Origin of the sequence: Streptomyces sp. NPDC059989 (assembly GCF_042736975.1) — a bacterium.
Classification (GTDB): Bacteria; Actinomycetota; Actinomycetes; order Streptomycetales; family Streptomycetaceae; genus Streptomyces.
The window spans coordinates 18,090-36,763 of record NZ_JBHWUO010000053.1; the positions used below are offsets into that span (position 1 = coordinate 18,090).

Annotated in this window: 18 protein-coding genes; 9 read left to right on the forward strand and 9 right to left on the reverse strand. The window is 73.4% G+C overall.

Features of this window, described 5'->3' with window-relative positions:
* The 3 genes from ACFWBN_RS32665 (at position 1) to ACFWBN_RS32675 (ending at position 2,324) form a co-directional block, all read left to right on the forward strand.
* On the forward strand, positions 1-897 hold the full coding sequence (locus tag ACFWBN_RS32665) for a biotin-dependent carboxyltransferase family protein (protein ID WP_385182988.1): 897 nt from the start codon (positions 1-3) through the stop codon (positions 895-897).
* 120 nt (positions 898-1,017) lie between these two features.
* The gene (locus ACFWBN_RS32670) at positions 1,018-1,602 is read left to right on the forward strand and encodes an RNA polymerase sigma factor (protein ID WP_385182991.1); all 585 of its coding nucleotides are present in this window, start codon (positions 1,018-1,020) and stop codon (positions 1,600-1,602) included.
* Positions 1,599-2,324 (forward strand): hypothetical protein, encoded by a 726-nt coding sequence (locus tag ACFWBN_RS32675; protein ID WP_385182994.1) that lies wholly within the window; start codon positions 1,599-1,601, stop codon positions 2,322-2,324. The genes ACFWBN_RS32670 and ACFWBN_RS32675 overlap by 4 nt, the downstream gene beginning before the upstream one ends.
* Positions 2,325-2,422: 98 nt before the next feature.
* Here ACFWBN_RS32675 and ACFWBN_RS32680 read toward each other — a convergent pair whose 3' ends face one another.
* Positions 2,423-3,820: a HEAT repeat domain-containing protein gene (locus ACFWBN_RS32680; protein WP_385182996.1), complete on the reverse strand. Its 1,398-nt coding sequence runs from the start codon at positions 3,818-3,820 to the stop codon at positions 2,423-2,425.
* Positions 3,821-4,152: 332 nt separating this feature from the next.
* Complete coding sequence (locus tag ACFWBN_RS32685; protein ID WP_385182999.1) at positions 4,153-4,575, reverse strand: ankyrin repeat domain-containing protein; 423 nt, start codon at positions 4,573-4,575, stop codon at positions 4,153-4,155.
* 303 nt (positions 4,576-4,878) lie between these two features.
* Between ACFWBN_RS32685 and ACFWBN_RS32690 the strand changes: the two genes are divergently transcribed.
* Positions 4,879-5,073 carry a hypothetical protein gene (locus ACFWBN_RS32690; RefSeq protein WP_007262923.1) on the forward strand — a complete coding sequence of 65 codons (195 nt, stop codon included), beginning with the start codon at positions 4,879-4,881 and terminating at the stop codon, positions 5,071-5,073.
* A 72-nt stretch (positions 5,074-5,145) separates the two neighbouring features.
* Positions 5,146-6,789, forward strand: coding sequence for a hypothetical protein (locus ACFWBN_RS32695; RefSeq protein ID WP_385183002.1), 1,644 nt, complete (start codon positions 5,146-5,148; stop codon positions 6,787-6,789).
* A 182-nt stretch (positions 6,790-6,971) separates the two neighbouring features.
* On the opposite strand, the gene ACFWBN_RS32700 is transcribed toward ACFWBN_RS32695, so the two are convergent.
* Positions 6,972-8,474 (reverse strand): PLP-dependent aminotransferase family protein, encoded by a 1,503-nt coding sequence (locus ACFWBN_RS32700; RefSeq protein ID WP_385183004.1) that lies wholly within the window; start codon positions 8,472-8,474, stop codon positions 6,972-6,974.
* A 193-nt stretch (positions 8,475-8,667) separates the two neighbouring features.
* Between ACFWBN_RS32700 and ACFWBN_RS32705 the strand changes: the two genes are divergently transcribed.
* The 3 genes from ACFWBN_RS32705 to ACFWBN_RS32715 all read left to right on the forward strand — a co-directional run bounded on the left by ACFWBN_RS32705 (position 8,668) and on the right by ACFWBN_RS32715 (position 11,568).
* Positions 8,668-9,438, forward strand: a complete 771-nt coding sequence (locus ACFWBN_RS32705; protein WP_385183007.1) for a glycerophosphodiester phosphodiesterase family protein — start codon at positions 8,668-8,670, stop codon at positions 9,436-9,438.
* A 68-nt stretch (positions 9,439-9,506) separates the two neighbouring features.
* Complete coding sequence (locus ACFWBN_RS32710) at positions 9,507-10,880, forward strand: MFS transporter (protein ID WP_385183010.1); 1,374 nt, start codon at positions 9,507-9,509, stop codon at positions 10,878-10,880.
* A 313-nt stretch (positions 10,881-11,193) separates the two neighbouring features.
* Positions 11,194-11,568, forward strand: a complete 375-nt coding sequence (locus ACFWBN_RS32715) for an RNA polymerase-binding protein RbpA (protein WP_007262928.1) — start codon at positions 11,194-11,196, stop codon at positions 11,566-11,568.
* 115 nt (positions 11,569-11,683) lie between these two features.
* Here ACFWBN_RS32715 and fxsA read toward each other — a convergent pair whose 3' ends face one another.
* The 4 genes from fxsA to ACFWBN_RS32735 all read right to left on the reverse strand — a co-directional run bounded on the left by fxsA (position 11,684) and on the right by ACFWBN_RS32735 (position 15,677).
* Positions 11,684-12,268: an FxsA family membrane protein gene (fxsA, locus tag ACFWBN_RS32720; protein WP_385183013.1), complete on the reverse strand. Its 585-nt coding sequence runs from the start codon at positions 12,266-12,268 to the stop codon at positions 11,684-11,686.
* 101 nt (positions 12,269-12,369) lie between these two features.
* Positions 12,370-13,209 carry a polyprenol monophosphomannose synthase gene (locus tag ACFWBN_RS32725; protein ID WP_385183015.1) on the reverse strand — a complete coding sequence of 280 codons (840 nt, stop codon included), beginning with the start codon at positions 13,207-13,209 and terminating at the stop codon, positions 12,370-12,372.
* Positions 13,210-13,511: 302 nt separating this feature from the next.
* Positions 13,512-15,137 carry an amidohydrolase gene (locus ACFWBN_RS32730; protein ID WP_385183018.1) on the reverse strand — a complete coding sequence of 542 codons (1,626 nt, stop codon included), beginning with the start codon at positions 15,135-15,137 and terminating at the stop codon, positions 13,512-13,514.
* Positions 15,138-15,236: 99 nt separating this feature from the next.
* Entirely contained in the window at positions 15,237-15,677 is a 441-nt protein-coding gene (locus ACFWBN_RS32735; protein WP_030011705.1) for an Lrp/AsnC family transcriptional regulator, read from the reverse strand.
* A gap of 217 nt (positions 15,678-15,894) precedes the next feature.
* Between ACFWBN_RS32735 and ACFWBN_RS32740 the strand changes: the two genes are divergently transcribed.
* Positions 15,895-16,353 (forward strand): hypothetical protein, encoded by a 459-nt coding sequence (locus tag ACFWBN_RS32740; RefSeq protein WP_385183021.1) that lies wholly within the window; start codon positions 15,895-15,897, stop codon positions 16,351-16,353.
* A gap of 32 nt (positions 16,354-16,385) precedes the next feature.
* Here ACFWBN_RS32740 and ACFWBN_RS32745 read toward each other — a convergent pair whose 3' ends face one another.
* On the reverse strand, positions 16,386-17,477 hold the full coding sequence (locus tag ACFWBN_RS32745) for a phosphotransferase family protein (RefSeq protein WP_385183023.1): 1,092 nt from the start codon (positions 17,475-17,477) through the stop codon (positions 16,386-16,388).
* Positions 17,478-17,521: 44 nt separating this feature from the next.
* Positions 17,522-18,655 carry a hypothetical protein gene (locus tag ACFWBN_RS32750; protein WP_385183026.1) on the reverse strand — a complete coding sequence of 378 codons (1,134 nt, stop codon included), beginning with the start codon at positions 18,653-18,655 and terminating at the stop codon, positions 17,522-17,524.
* Positions 18,656-18,674: the final 19 nt, after the last annotated feature.

Sequence of the window (18,674 nt, forward strand, 5' to 3'; positions counted from 1 at the left end):
ATGACCGCGCCTGTGACCGGGCCGACGACCGGCGCGTCGCTGGAGGTGGTCCGCCCGGGGGCGCTGACCACGGTCCAGGACCGCGGCCGCCCCGGATACGCGCACCTCGGGGTCCCCCGCTCGGGAGCCCTCGACACGGCGGCGTACGCGCTGGCCAACAGGCTGCTCGGCAACGCCCCGGACGCGGCGGCGCTGGAGACGACCTTCGACGGGGTCGGGCTCCGGGCCCTGGCTCCGGTCACCGTGGCGGTCACGGGCGCGCCCTGTTCCGTACGGGTGTCCGGCCGCCCGGTGGCCTGGGGAGCCGCGGTCAGGCTGCCGGCCGGGGCGGAGCTTGAGGTGGGCCGGGCGGAGTCGGGGCTGCGCGGCTACGTCGCGGTGTGGGGAGGCCTCGGCGTCCCGCCGGTCCTGGGCAGTCGCTCGACGGACCTGCTGTCCGGCCTGGGCCCGCCCGTCCTGTCGGCCGGGATGCTGCTGCCGGTGGGCCCCGCCGGTCCGGATCCGGCCCCCGGGGCGGACGCCTGCGGGCTGCCCGGGGCGCCTTCGGAACTGCTCCTCCCGCTGCGGCTCGGCCCGCGGGCGGACTGGTTCACGCAGGCTTCGCTCGCCGGGCTGTGGCGTGCGGCGTTCCGGGTCTCGGCGATGTCCAACCGCATCGGCCTGCGCACGGAGGCGGGCGCCCCGCTGGTCCGCGGCCGGGCGGGCGAACTGCCGAGCGAGGGCATGGTGCTGGGCGCCGTCCAGGTCCCGCCCGACGGCCTGCCGGTGGTGTTCCTGGCCGACCACCCGGTGACGGGCGGCTACCCGGTGGTGGGGGTGGTCCCGCCGGGCCCGGCCCTGGACGCGGCGGCGCAGGCCCGGCCGGGGGTCCCGGTCCGGTTCGTGCGGAGCCGGTGACGGCCCGCGGAACCGCGACCCGCGGGGCTCGGCTCCGCGGCCGATGAAACGTTTCGCGCGCCGGGCGCCAAGTACGGGTGAACGGGGTCACCGGGGCCCCGCACACAGGGGAGGAACCGGGTGCGCAACCCACCACGGAAGGCCGGGCCACCGGATCTCACCACGCCCGAGGGGTTCGGCAGGTTCTACGAGGAACACGTCGACGCCGTCCTCGGCTTCGTCACCCGCCGGGTCGCCGACCCGCACCTGGCGGCGGACCTGACGGCGGACGTCTTCCTCGCGGCCATGGGCTCGGCGGCCGGCTACCGGCGGGACCGGGGCGTGCCGGTCGCCTGGCTGTTCGGGATCGCCCGCAACGTCCTGTCGGGGCACGCCCGCGGCCTGGCCCGCGAGAGCGGCGCCCTGGCCCGGCTCAGCGGCCGCCGGCTCCTCGACGACGGGGACGTCGCCGCGCTGGAGGAGCGGATCGACGCCGAGCGGGCCTTCCGGGCCGTCGCCGAGCGCCATGCCGCCCTGTCAGAGCCGCTGCGCGCGGCCCTCGACCTGGTCGTCGTCGACGGCCTCACCCCGGCGGAGGCCGCGCAGGCCCTGGGCGTCACCACGACGACGGTCCGCGTCCGCCTGCACCGCGCCCGGCGTGCCCTGCGCGCCGCCGACCCCGCCCCGCGTCCCGCCCGGGACCCGCACCTGGAGGTAGCCCGATGAGCAGCAGGCCCAGCGCGTTCGAGGAGCGGCTCAAGGCCGAGCTGATGGCGATCGCCGCGGAGCAGCCGCCCGCGGCCGCCCCGGTCCGGTCGCCGGCCAGGCGCTACCGGATGCCGCTCGCCCTCGGCGCGGTGGCGGCGGCGGTCGCGGGGCTGGTGGCCCTGCCGGTGCTCGGCGACGGCGGCGGTACGTCGCCCGCCTACGCCGTGTCCCGGAACGACGACGGCACGATCTCGGTGCACATCTACCACCCGGACGGGGTCGCCGGAACGGTCCGGGAGCTGCGGGAGCTGGGGATCACGGTGGCGGTGGTGCCGCGCAAGCCGTCGGAGCAGTGCCCGTCGAGCGTGGCCTACCCGCAGGGGCTCACTCCCGGGGAGGGCGGGGGCGTGTTCGCCGGCGCCCAGGACGAGTCCGCGCAGATGATGATCACCCCGAAGACGGTGCCGCCGGGCCACACCCTGGTGGTGAGCACGCCCGTGGACGCCTCGGACGTGCATCCGGTCGGCTTCGGAGCCGTCGAGACGTCGAAGGTGCCGTCCTGTGTGCCCGTCTACGCCGACCCCGCCGAGGCCCCCAAGCGGACCCTGAGCCCGGAGGAGGCCGCGCTGCTCAAGGACAAGCAGCGGGTCTCGCAGGAGGAGCGGGAGAAGGAGGCCCGGACGGGCGGTTCCGCCACGCCGAGCCCCTCGCCGAGCGCTCCGCGTCCGCGCAAGCCGTAGCCGCCGGTCCGCAACCGACAGCGCGCCCCCGGTCCGTTCTTCGGACCGGGGGCGCGGTGCGTTCCGGAGGGGGCGGTGGCCCCTGGGCGGCTACGCGGCTACACGGCCGATTCCGGGGCGATGCGGCTGCGTACGGCCGACTGCACGTCCTCTTCCTCCGCGGGGTCCGCCGCCAGCCGGCGCAGCCGGGGCGCCACCCGCGCGTCGGCGGTCTCGGCGTGGCGGGCCGCCACCTCGCGGGTGGTCTCCTCGCAGTCCCACAGGCATTCGACGGCGAAGCCCGCCGCGAAGGAGGGGTCGGTGCTGGCCAGGGCGCGTGCGGCCCGGCCGCGCAGGTGGGACGAGGCCGTCTCGCGGTAGATGTGGCGGAGCACCGGGGCGGCGCAGCCGATCGCGAGGCGGCCCGCTCCGTCCACCAGGGCGTAGAGCCGGCGGGTGTCCGGGCCCTCGCCGCGGACGGTGGAGCGCAGGGCCCCCAGGACCAGGCCGGCGTCCTCGGCTCCGCCCCGGGAGGCGAGGATGGCCGCGGCGGCCGCGCCCAGGGCGTCGGGGCGGTGGATCCAGCGGCGGGCCCGTTCGACGGCCTCGGGGCCGCACATGCGCTCGTAGGCGGCCACGGCGGGCTCGTCGGCGGCGGCTTCGATGAGGTCCAGGACGGCCGGGTTGTCCGGTTCGGCGAGGACCAGGTGGTGCAGGGCGGTGGCGCGGGCGGCGTCACCGGAGGCGCCGGCGGCGGCCGCGAGGATCGCGGGACGGTCCTCCGGCGCGGCCACGGCGGCGAGGCAGCGGGCGGCGGGCACGTGCAGCGGGGTGCCGCGGCGCAGCCCGTCGGCGGCCCAGTCGAAGACGGCCTGGACGCCCCAGCCGGGGCGGGGGCCGCTCGGCGTGAGCTGGCGCTGCCAGCGGTCGAAGGAGCCCTGCTGACGGGCGGCGCGCAGGCGCTCCCCGTACACGGGTGACTCCTCCCACAGGCACCAGGGCCGGGGCTCGTAGGCGTCGCGGACGGCGGCGGCCAGCCGCGCCTCGCCCTCCGCCGTGGCGGGGAAGCGGGCGATGACGGACGCGCCCAGGGAGCGCAGTCCTTCGTCGTCGTCGCGCAGGGCGAGCTCGTCCAGGGCCCAGGCCCAGTTCGCGCCGGAGGCGGCGTAGCGGCGCAGCAGCATGAGCGCGTCGTCGCGGCCGTACGAGGCGAGGTGGCCCAGGACGGACAGGGCGAGGCCCGTGCGGTGGTCCTCGTCGTCGACGAGGTCGTCGGCGCTGAAGAGGTGGTTCTCGATCTCGCCCAGGGGACCGTTGAGGTCCAGGTAGAGCCGGGCGTAGTACAAGGAGCGGTTCTCGACCTGCCAGTCCTGGCGCGGATCGCGGAGCACGCACTGGTTGAGGGCCGCGACGGCCTCCGCCCTGGGTGCCGCGAGTGCGTGCAGCGTGCCGTCGCCGCGGCCGCGCTGGAGGAGCCCGAGCAGGGTACCGCTCGGTGCTATGACTGGTTCGAACATGGGAATGGCCTCAAATCAAGCTGGGGACGCAACCGGGAATCGGGATTCACAGGGCCGCGTAACAGCATGTGAGGACGTCCGCCGTCATGTTCCGCTCGATGTAGACCATTGCCTTCTCACTCTCGTCAGTTCTTCGTGACCATGGTGGCCGGGCCGGACAGGGACACCCTTCGTGTCCTACCCGCTCCGGCCCGCCCCCCGTGCTCGCGAATCGAATCCGACGCCATGATGACCCAGCCGGTTTGTGCACCGCGACCACATTTACGGCCGCCGTGACCAACCTGTGAGGTCGGGAACCGGCCGCGCACGGCCAGATCGCAGGCGAAAGCGGACTAGTTGGCTCCGAAAAGCTCCAGCAGGTCGGCCTTGGCGAACATGCGCGCCGTGTCCACGGCGGAGGGGGTTCCGGCGTTCGGATCGGCCCCGCCGACGAGCAGCGCGCGGATCACGGCCTCCTCGCCCTTGAAGACGGCGCCGGCCAGCGGGGTCTGTCCGCGGTCGTTGGCGCGGTCGGCCTCGGCGCCGCGGGCCAGCAGGGCCGAGACGGTGGCGGCGTGGCCGTGGTAGGCCGCCAGCATGACCAGGGTGTCGCCGCGGTCGTTGGTGAGGTTCGCCGGGACCCCGGCGTCGAGGTACGCGGTGAGCGTCTCGGTCTCGCCCTGGCGGGCCAGGTCGAAGATCTTGGTGGCCAGTTCGATGACGTCCTCGTCGGGGACGTCCTGGGAACCGGAGCCGCCCTCGGTGTGCTCGCTCATCGTTCGTACCGCCTCTCACTCGCTGCTCGCGTGAAGTTTCCCCAGGCCGTGCGGGCAGGGGGGTGCACGGCGCTGCGTCCGTACGGGTGAATCGCCAGGGTAGCGCCCGGACCTGCACATGGCCGGGCCGGGCCGCGGCAATGATCACCCTTGACCCCCTGCGCGCCGGACGCGCCAGTCAGGGTGGGCCGGTCAAGTGAAAAACTCCAGGATTCACCCGTATGCACCTTTTGTCGCATTGATACTTCCTGTGAGCCTGGAAGAACTGATGGTGACTGTCCCCACCCACCAGGAGAACCTCTCATGGTCCTGTCCATCTCAGGTGTCGTCCTACTCGGCATCATCTGCTTCCTGTTCTTCAAGAAGGACGGGATGAAGCTGACGCACGCGTTCGTGTGCGCGCTCTTCGGCTTCTTCCTCGCCGGCTCCGCCATCGCCCCGAGCATCACGGCGAGCACCGCGAGCCTCGCGAGCCTGCTCGGCGGGATCAAGCTCTAGGCCGGCCGAAGCGGCAGCCACACCCAGCCCCACCCGAAGTACCCGAAGCACCCACAACTCCAGGAGACGCCCGTGGCCCGGCGCCCACTCCCCCGCATCCTCAGCAGCGGCACCGCGTCGCTGTCCCGGGGCCGCGACTTCGCTCGCACGGCCGCCGACAGCGCCACGGACGTCCTCCATCCGCTCCTCACCATCGGACGCGGCCTGCGCATCCTGGCCTCGGCCGGGCGGCGCAAATGGTCCGAAACCCCCAAGGACAAGCGTGGTCCCGCGCTGTTCCTGGGAGCCGCCTGCGTCCTCGTGGTCGCGCTCGTCCCCTACGGCCCGCTCCTCGCCCTGATCACCCTCATGGCGGCGGCGGCCTGGCAGGGACGCGACCGCACCCCGGTGAAGACCGGGCCCAGCGAGGCCGAGACCGAACGGCTCGGCTCCCTCTACGAAGCCCTCGTGCCGTACTTCTCCATCCCGGAGGACCCGAACCCCCTCTTCGCACACGGCGGGGACTGGGACAAGGCCTTCAGCGGCTACGAGTTCGACGAGGCGGGCCGCGTCACCCGGCTCCACATCCGCTACCCGGCCTACTTCACCGATGGCGAGGCCGCCTCACGGGCCCGGATCGAGGCACTGCTGCACGCCAAGTCCGGGCGCGGACGGGAGTATCTCTTCGACTGGGACGAGGAGGGCAACCAGCTCGACCTGAGCGTGCTGGCGGCGCTGCCGACGGGCATCGCCGCCCAGCCTTTCGTGACCTCCCCCGGCGAGACCGTCCTCGGCTTCACCGACGCCGGCAGCGTGCAGCGCACCCTGCCCGTGCTGGAGGGCGACGATCCCCGGGACGTGCCGCCGGTGATCTGGCGCACCGGGCCCCGCTCCACCGAGCCCCACCTGCTGGCCGTCGGCCAGCCCGGCAGCGGCACCTCCACCCTGCTGCGGTCCATCGCCCTGCAGGCCCTGCGGCACGGGGGCGACGTACTGATCGTCGAGGGCGGCGGCAGCGGCGAGTACTCCTGCCTGTCCGGCCGCAAGGGCGTCCTCGCCGTGGAATGCGGGCCGAGCGGGGCGCTGGCCACCCTGGAATGGGCCGCGCAGGAGACCGAGCGGCGCCTCATCGCCACCCATCGGTCCCGCGAGGCGGGCCGGCCCGCGCCCGAGGACACCCGGCGCCCGCTGTGGATCCTGCTGGACCAGCCGAGCGTGCTGGCGCACCTCGTGGTCGCCGAGGGGGGACCCGATCCGCTGGCCCAGCTCCAGGTGCCGTTGCGGCACGGGCGGGCCGCGCACGTCACGGTGGTGGTGGCCGAGCAGTTCGACCACCTGGAGCTGCTGAACGATGCCGTCTGGCAGCACACCCGGGCCCGGGTCGTCCTCGGGCCCGCCGCGATCCAGCAGATCGCCGACGTGCTGGGGCTGCCGCCGCACACCACGCCGACGGCGCTGGTGCCGCCGGGGCGGGGGTACGCGCGGCTCGGGACGGGTCCGGTGCACCGGCTGCAGGTGCCGGCCACGCCGGACCCGTACGACGACGCCACGCATCCGGGGTTCAGGCAGGCGGTACTGGAGCTGCTGCCGGAACGGCTGGCGCCTGGCGTGGGCGGCGGGCCGGGGCCGGGGCCCGGGCAGGTCACGCCGGCCAAGCCGCTCCAAGGGCAGCCGCCCGCGCAGGGCTCGGCCATCGACGCCTCGGAGATTCCGGAGGTACCGGCCGAGACGCCGTGACCCCGGCGGCGGCTGGGCTGAGCACCTGTGCCGGGGACGGGGCCGGGGTGGGGTGCCGTCCGGGACTCATGATTTATGGCGCCCGGTGCCAGTCGGCTCGCACGGGCTCGGTTCGCGCCACAAATCACGTTTTACGTCCCGGACAACACCCCACCCCGTCCCCGTCCCCGGCGGGCTCGGTGTTACGCCACGAACGTGCGCGGAGGTTCCGACGTGCTGCCCGCGGCGCCCGTGCCGACCAAGGCGGCCGCCGAGGCCAGGCGGGCGGCGGCTTCCTCGGCCACCGGGCCGCCCACCGTGAAGGGGAGGCGGACGTAGCCCTCGAAGGCCCCGTCCACGCCGAAGCGGGGGCCCGAGGGGACCCGTACGCCGACCCGCTCGCCCACCTCGGCCAGCCGGGAGCCGGAGAGCCCGCCCGCGCGGGCCCACAGGGTGAGGCCGCCCTGCGGGACCTGGAACTCCCAGTCCGGCAGCTGCCTGCGCACCGCCGCCACGAGCGCGTCGCGGTTCTCCCGGGCCTGGTCGCGGCGGATCCCGACGGCTTCCTGCCAGCCGCCGGTCCGCATCAGCCAGTTCACCGCGAGCTGTTCGAGCACGGGGGTGCCCAGGTCGGCGTAGGCGCGGGCGGCGACCAGGCTGCGGATGACGTCGGGGGCCGCACGGACCCAGCCGATCCGCATGCCCGCCCAGAAGGCCTTGCTGGCGGAGCCGACGGTGATCACCGTGCTGCCGGCCGGGTCGAAGGAGCAGACCGGGCGGGGCATCTCCAGATCCGGGTCCAGCTTGAGCTCCAGCATGGTCTCGTCGGCGACCAGGACGGTGCCCGCGGAGCGGGCGGCCTCGACCATCGCGCGGCGCTGGTCCTCGGAGGCGAGGGCCCCGGTGGGGTTGTGGAAGTCGGCCACGACGTAGGCGAGGCGCGGGGCGGAGTCCCGCAGGACCTGGCGCCAGACGTCCATGTCCCAGCCCGCCAGCCCGTCGGCCATGGCCACGGGTACGAGGCGGACCCCGGCGGCGCGCATGAGCTGGAGGATGTTGGCGTAGGACGGGGATTCGACGGCGATCCGCTCCCCGCGCCCCGCGAAGAGGCTGCAGATGGCGTCGATGGCGCCCATCGCCCCGGTGGTGACCATGATCTGCTCGGGCATCGTGGGGATGCCCTGCTCGGTGTAGCGGTCGGCGAGCATCCGGCGCAGCGCGGGCAGGCCGGCCGGGTAGTCCCCGTGGGTGTGCGCGTACGGGGGCAGTTCCTCCAGGGCGCCCTGGACCGCCTTGGTGAGCCACGGCTCGGGGGCGGGCAGGGCGGCGCAGCCGAGGTCGATCATGGAGCCCAGGGATTCCGGGGGCAGCGGTTCCAGTCCGCGGGCGGGGAGCGGGTTCCCCGCGGGTACGGAGGTCCAGCTGCCCGAGCCGCGGCGGGACTCCAGGAAGCCCTCGCCGCGCAGGGCCTCGTAGGCGGCGGCGACGGTGGTGCGGCTGAGGGAGAGGGCGACGGCCAGCTCCCGCTCGGCGGGGAGCCGGGCGGCGACGGGGATGCGGCCCTCCAGGACGAGGAGGCGGATCCCGTCGGCGAGGGTGCGGTACGCCGGCAGCTTGCGGGAGCCGGGCGCGGCGGCGCGGTCCTGCTGGGAGGTGATGAGGCGGGCCAGCTGTGCGGCACCGACCGCTGAGGTCCATTCGGCCATGGCGTCCGGTCCACCTTCATCGAATTGGCCTCGACGGGGTGCGTCGGGGGCCTGGATTGGATTGATGTCTGGGGACACAGACTGTCACGGACCAGTCCACCCGCACCAGGGGGCGTCGGCGCCCGCTGCGGACGGCCGGCCGCGGTCGTCCGCCGTTCACCCGCCGGACCGCGGCGCGGGGGATACTGCCGCCGTGACACACGTACGCCTTCGCCATCCGTATCTGGACCACCCGGCTCCGATCCCCTTCGCACACCGGGGAGGAGCCGCGGACGGACTGGAGAACACCGCCGCCGCCTTCCGCCGGGCCGCCGAGGCCGGCTACCGGTACTTCGAGACCGATGTGCACGCCACGGCCGACGGGAAGCTCGTCGCCTTCCACGACTCCACGCTCGACCGGGTCACCGACGCACAGGGCCGGATCTCCGAGCTGCCCTGGAAGCGGATCCGCGAGGCCCGGGTGGGCGGCACCGAGCCCCTCGCCCTCTTCGAGGAGCTGCTGGAGGAGTTCCCGGACGCCCGCTGGAACATCGACGTCAAGGCCGAGTCGGCGCTCCACCCGCTGGTCAACCTGATCGCCAGGACCGGGGTCTGGGACCGGGTCTGCGTGGGCTCCTTCTCCGAGAGCCGGGTGGCCCGGGCCCAGAAGATCGCCGGGCCGCGGCTGGCGACCTCGTACGGGGTGCTGGGGGTGCTCGGCCTACGGCTGCGCTCGTACGCGATCCCCGCCGCGCTGCGCGTGGGGGCGGTGGCGGCCCAGGTTCCGGAGACCCAGGCGGGCATCCGCGTGGTCGACCGTCGCTTCGTGCGGACCGCGCACGAGCGGGGTCTCCAGGTGCACGTCTGGACCGTGAACGAACCGGAACGTATGGAGGCTCTCCTCGACCTGGGTGTCGATGGCATCATGACCGACCGGATCGACATCTTGCGCACGGTGCTGGACCGTCGCGGCGCCTGGGCCTGACGTGCCCGCACGGGCCGCCGCACGGCTGCGGCGGCCCGTGCGGTACGGGGACGAGCGAGGGGGCACCGATGAGTGCGCAGACGACCGACGAAGCGGAACCGGGGGCGGAGGACGGCAGAGCCGCGGCGGCCGCGCGCAAGCGCGAGCAGCGGGGCTGGTACTTCTACGACTTCGCCGTCTCGGTGTACTCGGCGAGCGTGCTCACCGTGTTCCTCGGGCCGTATCTCACCTCGGTGGCCAAGGCCGCGGCCGACGCCGAGGGCTTCGTGCACCCGCTGGGCATCCCGGTGCGGGCCGGATCCTTCTTCGCCTACGCGGTCTCGGCCTCGGTGATCCTGGCCGTGTTGCTCATGCCGCTCGTGGGGGCGGTCGCGGACCGGACCGGGCGCAAGAAGCCGATGCTCGCGGTGGCCGCCTACACGGGGGCCGCGGCGACGGCGGGGATGTTCTTCCTGGGCGGTGAGCGCTACCTGCTGGGCGGGCTGCTGCTGATCGTGGCCAATGCCGCGCTGTCCGTGTCGATGGTGCTCTACAACGCCTATCTGCCGCAGATCTCCACACCGGACGAGCGGGACACCGTGTCCTCGCGGGGCTGGGCCTTCGGGTACACCGCGGGCTCGCTGATGCTCGTGGCCAACCTGGTGCTCTACATGGGCCACGACTCCTTCGGCCTCTCCGAGGGCATGGCGGTACGGATCTGCCTGGCCTCGGCGGGTCTGTGGTGGGGGGCCTTCGCGCTGATCCCGCTGCGCAGGCTGCGGGACCGTGCCGTGGTCCGGGAGCCGGGGGCGGGTCCGGCCGTCAGCGGCTGGAAGCAGCTCGTCGCCACGCTGAAGGACATGCGGCGCTACCCGCTGACCCTGTCGTTCCTCCTGGCGTACCTGATCTACAACGACGGCGTGCAGACGGTGATCTCCCAGGCCTCCATCTACGGCTCGGAGGAGCTGGAGCTGGAGCAGTCCACCCTGATCGGGGCGGTGCTGCTGGTGCAGGTCCTGGCGGTGGGGGGCGCGCTGGGGATGGGGCGGCTGGCCCGGATCTACGGTGCCAAGCGGACGATCCTGGGCTCGTTGGCCGCGTGGGCGGTGACGCTGGCGGTCGGATACTTCCTGCCGGCCCGGACCCCGGTGTGGTTCTTCGCACTCGCCGCGATGATCGGACTGGTGCTGGGCGGCAGCCAGGCGCTGTCGCGCTCGCTGTTCTCGCACCTGGTGCCGGCGGGCAAGGAGGCCGAGTACTTCTCGGCGTACGAGATGAGCGACCGCGGGCTGAGCTGGGTGGGGCCGCTGGTCTTCGGCCTGACGTACCAGCTCACGGGCAGCTACCGGGACGCGATCATCTCGCTGGTGGTCTTCTTCGCACTGGGTTTCGTGCTCCTGGCGCGAGTGCCGGTGCGGCGCGCGGTGGAGGCGGCAGGCAATCCTGTACCCGAGCGGATCTGAGAGCGGATCCGCGAGTGCGCCCGGCCCGGATCCGCGAACGAATTCCGAACGAATTTAGACGTTGAAGCAAAGGGCCGGTAGTGTACGCCTTTGGCCTGCCAGGCGGACCGTTACTGCGCGCTTAAGAAGTGTAGACGTTGGGTGACATCTGCTGCCAGATGTGACAAAACGGGCATTGGTGGGTACAACAAGGGGCGGCACGACGGGCGACGCATGACCCGGAGCGGGAATCTATACCGCCGACCGGACGTTGACCGGATGACGACGACAGCGACACCTGTCCTGTGGGCGACAAGCCCGGGAGGCACGATTCATGAGTGAGCGAGCTCTCCGCGGTACGCGCCTCGTGGTTACCAGCTACGAGACGGACCGCGGCATCGATCTGGCCCCGCGCCAGGCGGTGGAGTACGCATGCCAGAACGGACATCGATTTGAGATGCCGTTCTCGGTTGAGGCAGAAATTCCGCCGGAGTGGGAGTGCAAGGCGTGCGGCGCCATGGCACTCCTGGTGGACGGGGACGGGCCCGAAGAGAAGAAGGGCAAGCCTGCGCGAACGCACTGGGACATGCTCATGGAGCGACGCACCCGCGAGGAGCTGGAGGAAGTGCTTGCCGAGAGGCTGGCGGTCCTTCGTTCCGGCGCCATGAACATTGCCGTGCATCCGCGGGACAGCCGCAAGTCCGCCTGACAGCCGGACGAGATTCAAAGCCGAGGGGCCCCGCCACACAGTGTGGCGGGGCCCCTCGGCTGTTGTGTTCTTCGTGCTTCTTCGTGCGGGGCGTCTCGCGCGTCCGCGCGGCGTTCTACGGGGCCAGCGGCGGGCGGTACGCCGTGTCCGGGCCCTGCGGCCCCTGAGGCCGGTCCTCGCGGATGACCTCGCCCTGGACGACCTTGCCGTCGGGGTAGTGGATGCGGGCCTGCTGGAAGGCGTCGCCGAAGGTGCCGGCGGGAGCCGAGGCCATCTTGCGCTCCAGCGAGCGGGCCGCGCGGCGGCCGATCCAGGACCGGACCGGCGGGAGGAGGAGGAACAGGCCCGCCACGTCGGAGATCAGCCCCGGCATCATCAGGAGCAGGCCGGCCAGCATGGTGAGGCCGTTGCCCTGGCCCTGGCCCGGCTGCTGCGGGGTGGGCGCAACGCCCTGCTGGGCCTGCTGGAAGGTGTCGGTCAGATTCTTGAAGGCACGTCGCCCGGCGCGCTTGATGACCACCGCGCCCAGGACCATCCCGCCCGCGAGCAGCGCGGCCACGGTGAGCCCGCCGCCCACGCCGGCGACCAGGCTGAGCAGCCAGATCTCCAGGATCAGCCAGGCGGCGACCGCCAGGGGAAGGAAGGTACGGGCGGGCGAGCGCCGCCGGGGGGCCGTCGAAGTGGGAACGCCGGTCGTCATACCCCCAGTGTGCCCGGACCGGCGTAAGAGCGGCCTCAGCCGAAGGTACCGGGCCACCCCTAGGGGGCGGCCGGGCACATCGGGCCGGGTGGCTGCGGCGGTCAGGCCTTGCCGTCGCCCCTGGCTTCGCCCTTGCCGTCGCCCTTGTGCGGGCCCTTGCCGGGGAGCAGCTTGGCCGCCTGGGCCTTGAGGCCCCACTGGGTGACCCGCCACAGGGCCTCCACCACGATGTCCTTGCTCATCTTGCTGTCGCCGAACTCACGCTCGACGAAGGTGATGGGCACCTCCACCACCCGGAAGCCCTTCTGCACCGCCCTGCGGGCCAGGTCGACCTGGAAGCAGTAGCCCGCGGAGGCCACCTCGTCCAGGCCCAGGCCCTCCAGGGTCTCGCGGCGGAAGGCCCGGTAGCCCCCGGTCACGTCGCGGATCGGGACGTCCAGCATCAGCCGGGAGTACGTGGAACCGCCGCGCGAGAGGATCTCCCGGCTCTTGGGCCAGTTGACCACCCGCCCGCCCGGCACCCAGCGGGAGCCCAGCACCAGGTCCGCACCGGCCAGCGCGGTGAGCAGGCGCGGCAGCTCCTCCGGCTGGTGGGAGCCGTCGGCGTCCATTTCCACGATCACGCCGTAGCCGGCCTCCAGGCCCCACACGAAGCCCGCCAGGTAGGCGGCGCCGAGCCCCTCCTTGCCCTTGCGGTGCAGGACGTGGACGTGGTCGTCGCCCACCGCCAGCTCGTCGGCGAGCTTGCCCGTGCCGTCGGGGCTGTTGTCGTCCGCGACCAGGATGTGGGCCTCGGGCACCGCCGCCCGGACGCGGCCGACGATCAGCCCGATGTTCTCCGCCTCGTTGTAGGTCGGAATGATCACCAGGGCCGTTCCGAGCGGTCCGTAGGTCCGCTGTCCGCCGTCGCTCACTGAGTCCCCTTTTGTGCTTCTGCACATCCTGTACGTCTGGTCGCAGAGAACGACTCTAGAACAGTGGTCGGGGCCCACGGTCCTTCGGGCCGATCGGACTCCCGCTGGCTGCGGGCCGCCACGACCGTTGTCTACTGGACCGCCGGGCCCCGACCTGGGGCCACCGTCCCCCAACGACCGCTGGGGGTGCCCCCACCGGCGAAACCTTCCCTCGCCCCCGAGGCGCGGGCGCGCTGAGCAGACGGATCCGTCCGGCACGGACGTCCTGTGGTGGACCCGGCCGAACCTATCCGGGTCCGGGCGCCCGCACCGAACCGAGGCCCGCCGGATCACCCCTGTGGGCGTACGAATACCTCCCGCCCGCCGACGACCGTCGCGAGGCATACGGGAAGCTCGGCGCCGGGGGTCAGGTCGGGCAGCCCGGGGGTGCCCGAGCGGGGGTCCGTGGACCAGCGCGCGACCCGGTCGTCGGGGGTCTGGACGACCAGTTCGGCGGTCTGCCAGACCGCGTAATCGGCCGGTGCGCCCGGGACGAGGACACCCGCGTCGTCACGGCCCAGCGCCCGCCAGCCGCCCCGGGTGTGGGCCGTGAAGGCGGCCCGCACGGAGATGCGGTGCTCGGGCGTCCGGTGGAAGGCGGCCGCCCGGACGGTGCCCCACGGGTCGAGCGGGGTGACGGGCGCGTCCGAGCCGAAGGCCAGCGGGACACCGGCCTTGAGCATGGCCGCGTACGGGTTCAGGGTGCGGGCGCGCTCGGCTCCGAGCCGGTCGGCGTACATGCCGTCCTCGCCGCCCCAGGCCGCGTCGAAGGCGGGCTGCACGGAGGCGGTGAGGCCCAGCTCCGCGAAGGCGGCGATGGTGGCCGGGGTCATCATCTCGGTGTGCTCCACCCGGTGCCGGGCGGCCCGGACGCGCGCCAGGCCGACCTGCTCGGCGGCCGCCCGGACCCCCTCCACGACGGCGGTGATCGCGGCGTCCCCGATGGCGTGGAAGCCGGCCTGGAGGCCCGCCTCCGTACAGGCGGCCACGTGTTCGGCGACCGCCCGGGCGTCGAGGTAGCCGGTGCCGGTGTGCGAGGCGTCCGCGTACGGGGCGTGCAGGCAGGCGGTGTGCGAACCGAGGGCGCCGTCGACGAACAGGTCACCGGCGGCTCCCACCGCCCCGAGAGCCTTGGCCTGGTCGAGGTCCCGGTCGGCCCAGTAGCCGAAGACCCGCGGTCCGGGCCGTTCGGCGGCCAGGTCCAGCAGGGCCGTGAAGTCCTCGGCGGAGGAGATGTCCGGCCCGCCGCACTCGTGGACGGAGCCGATCCCGAGGGACGCGGCCCGGTCGAGGGCGGCCCGCTGCGCCTCGGCGCGCTGGGCGGGGGTGACGGCGGCGAGGGCGGCCCGGCGTACGGCGTGGTGGTCGTCGCGGGTCAGCGGCTCGTCGCCGTCGGGCCGCACCCCGGGGACGAGGTCGAGCAGGGCGGTGGTGACCACCGCCGAGTGGACGTCGATGCGGCTGAGGTAGAGCGGGCGACCGGCGGCGGCCTCGTCGAGCTCGGCGCGGCGCGGGGCGCGGCGCTCGGGCCAGCGGGCGGCGTCCCAGCCGTGCCCGAGGAGCACCCGGTCGGCGGGACGGCTCGCGGCGTACGCGCGTACGAGGTCCAGCGCGGCGGCCAGCGACCGGGCTCCGGTCAGGTCCAGCCCGGTGAGGGCGAGGCCCGCGGAGGTGGTGTGGACGTGGGCGTCGGTGAATGCGGGCGTGACGAGCGCCCCGTCGAGGTCGACGACCTCGTCCACGCCCTGCGCGAAGGCGTCGGCCGCGCCCTCGGAGCCGACCCAGGCGATGTGCCCGCGCTCGACCACCATCGCCGTGGCGAAGGGGTCGGCGGGGCTGTGGACCTCGCCGCCGCGGAGGAGGACGGTGCGGGTGCCTCCGGCGGCGTCGGCGGAGTTGGCGGTGCGGTCTGTCATGGGGAACAGTCTCGCCCCTCGGACGGGCGGGGGCGGACGCGGGTGCGGCTCAAGGATCGGGGCTCCGCCCCGGACCCCGCGGCTCGAACGCCGGCGGGGCTACACCCGGGGCGGGCGGGCCTCGTACGGGGTGGACAGGACCACCGTCGTGCGCGTCGAGACGTGCGCGAGGGCGCGGAGCCGGCCGAGGAGGTCCTCCAGCTCCAGCGGGGTGGCCACGCGGACCTTGAGGATGTAGTTCTCGTCGCCCGCGACGCTGTGGCAGGCCTCGATCTCGGGGACTCCCGCCAGCCGGTCGGCGATGTCGTCCGGGGCGCTCGGGTCGAAAGGCTTGACCGAGATGAAGGCCGTAAGCGGAAGGCCGACGGCCTCGGGGTCGACCACGGCCGCATAGCCGCGGATCACACCGCGCTGTTCCAGCCGGCGTACTCGCTGATGGACTGCCGATGTGGACAGTCCCGTGGCCTTGCCCAGATCCGTGTAGCTCATCCGCCCGTCCCGCACGAGCAGATCCACGATCTGGCGGTCCAGCTCCTCCATTGCGCTCATAGCCGCACAACCTAAGGCCCAAGGGCGCTCCAGGCCCAGCGCTGTCCACCCACTGGTGGCATCTGCGGCGGGCATGTGACCAAGGCCACAGGGGTATGCAGGCGTACGGAGTGCTGTTGTGGTTACTCGTGCCGCGCGGCGGGAAGTGCTTGGTGTGGCCGAGGCCGAAGAACCTGCCCGCCCGGCCCACCCAAGGGGGAGTACATCCATGCTGAACACCAAGCGCGCCGGTCGCACCGAACCGGAGCCCCTGGAACTTCTCGATTCCGGGGACGGCGGCTACCTCGAAGACACTGAATACCTCGACGACAGCGAGGGCTTCGAGATCCACCACGCCGTCTGCCCCGACTGCGGCCAGTCGATCGCCCTCGTCGCCGACGAGGAGTTCCTGCCGCAGCACGCGCTCTGCCTGACCCCGTGGAACCCGTTCGGGCTCACGGTGTGCGCGGGCACCGGGCGGCCCGCCACCGACGCGCTGCCGACCGTCGGGATGTTCCAGCCGGCGGAGGCGCAGGAGCTGGAGCCCGTGGTCCACCTGAGCCTGCCCCAGGGCCTCGACTGGCGGACGCAGCCCTTCTCGCACGTCGGCGGTCCGGGCTCGCGTCCGGTCCGCATGGTGAGCCCCGAGCTGCCGCAGACGCGACAGCAGCACGCGCAGGCGGCCTGACGGGCCGTCGCCGTCGGGGCCCCTTTCCGCAGTTACCAGTACGTTCCCTGCACCATGGCGGCCAGGCTGGCATGGTGCAGGATCAGGCTGTCGGGATCCGCCGGGATCTCGACCTCGCCGAAGTGCGCCTGCCGGTAGGCGATGCGCAGCATCACGATCCCGTGCCGCAGGGCGGCGTACAGGGTGTGGAACTCCATGTCCCGCGGGGTGTGGCCGGTGAGTTCGGCGTACCGCCGCTCCAGGTCCTCGCGCCGCAGGAAGTCCGGCAGGCCGGGCTGTCCGAAGCCCACCGTGAGGTCCTGGAAGAACCGGTGGAGGTAGACCGTCCAGCCGAGGTCCACCTCGCGCGGGGCGTAGGCCGCCATCTCCCAGTCGAGGACGGCCACCGGCGTGAAGCCGTCGTAGATGACGTTGCCGATGCGGGCGTCGCCCCAGTTGAGGACCGCCTGCCCCTCGTCCGCGGGCCACAGCTCCTCCAGGCGGTCGAAGGCCCGCTCGATGAGCGGGGAGGGGGCCAGTCCGGCAACCACCCAGGAGTAGTAGGCGCGTTGGGCGTCCACGTGCCGGCGCAAGGGGGTGCCCTCGCCCTCGCCGAGCAGGAACTCCGCCTCCTTTCCGGGGAACTGGTCGTGCAGCCGGGCCAGCAGGGAGATGCTCGCCTCCTGCAGTCCGGCGCGCTCGGCGTCGGTGGCGGCGTGCAGCCAGTTGCCCTCGTAGGTGTAGGGCATGACGTCGGGCGGCACCCGGCCCTCGGCGCGGGCCATCACGAAGAAGGGCGCGCCGAGCGGCTCCGGATCCTCCTCCAGCCACTGCACGCGCGGGACGGGCAGGTCCGTGTACTGGGCCACCAGGCTCATCACGCGGTGCTGGCGCGGCATGTCGTACGTCGGGAAGACGGTGTAGGCGGCCGGATCGGCGGCGAGCCGCAGCGCGCAGGCACGGATCGGGGCGTCGGGGTGCTCCATGTCGAAGAGCAGGGTCTCGCTGGACATGCCGTTGGACCCGGGGACGGACACGTTGGTGACCTTGGCGCCGGGGAGCCGGGTGTCCAGCCAGGCGGCGAGGCGCCGGCCGAGCTCTTCGGGCTCGCGGGTGGAGGTGCGCGGACGTGGTGCTGTGGCCATGGGTACCCCTTTCCTACGGGAACTGCCTGGTGGGAGCGGAGCGCCTACGGGGCGACGGAGGAGTAGTCGGCGAAGCCGCTCGGGTCGTGCCGGCCGAAGCTGCCGTGTTCGAAGATGCCGTGGCCGGTCTGCCCGTCGAGGGTGAAGCGGGCCGAGTGATCGGTGACCCCGAAGGCGGCCATGGGGTGGGCGGCGGGGTCGGAGAGGTCGTAGACGCGGCGGTCGGTCCAGCCGCGCCCCTGCCAGGTGCCGTGCTGCCAGTCGGTGGCGGGCGGGTAGCCGGCGCCGACGGCGAGGGGGGAGGAGCCCAGAATCTCCACGCCGAGTTCGAGGGGCTTGCGGGCCGGGTCGGTGAGGTGGACGACGGCGGTCTCGGGGTGCCGGGTGCCGGGCCGGTAGCGGATCTCGGTGTGCGGCCAGCCGAGCTGGACGTCGTGCCGGCCGCTGCCCTCGGGGAACACCTGGACGGCCTCGCTCAGCGTGCGGTGCCCGTCGGCGTCCTCCTGGGCGATGACCATGAGGAACCGGTCCGCGAAGCGGACGGGGATCCAGAGCCAGTGGAAGCCCTCGGGGCGGTGTTCCTCGGCGGCCCGGCCGCCGTCCTCGCCGGGGATCGGCCGGACGCCCCAACTGCGGTCGCGGGTGCCGGTCCACTCCCCCGGCGTGAGGGTGAAGTCCTCGCCCTTGGCGCGGATGGTGCCGGTGACCTGGCCGGCCTGCACGAACCGGCGGCCCTCCAGCATGAGCCGGTCGCCGCGCCGCTGGACGTGGTGGGGCTCCCACACGGCCGGGAACTCGGCGGTCCAGGTGACGTCGTACGAGAGCCCGTCCGGGTCGTCGGGGTCGGCGGCGCAGCGCAGGGTGAGCTGCTTGAGCGGAACGTCGACGGTGATGCTGAGCGGGCCGACGGAGAGGTTCATCCGGTCGTCGGTGAGGGCGTCGGAGGCGCGGACGGCGAGCAGTTCGTCGCCGACGCGCAGGGTGGCGTAGGCGTCGATGACCCCGGCGTTGGGGTAGACCCCGAGGCCGAGGATGAGGACGGCGCGGCCCGCGTGGTCGAAGACGTGGAAGATGCAGCGGTCGTAGGCGTTGCGGTCCCCGCTGACGAGGTGCTTCATCGACAGGGGGGCCTGGTGGATGGGGTACTCGTCAAGGCCGATGGGCCGGTCGGCGGACATGGCGAACCTCCTGGACGCG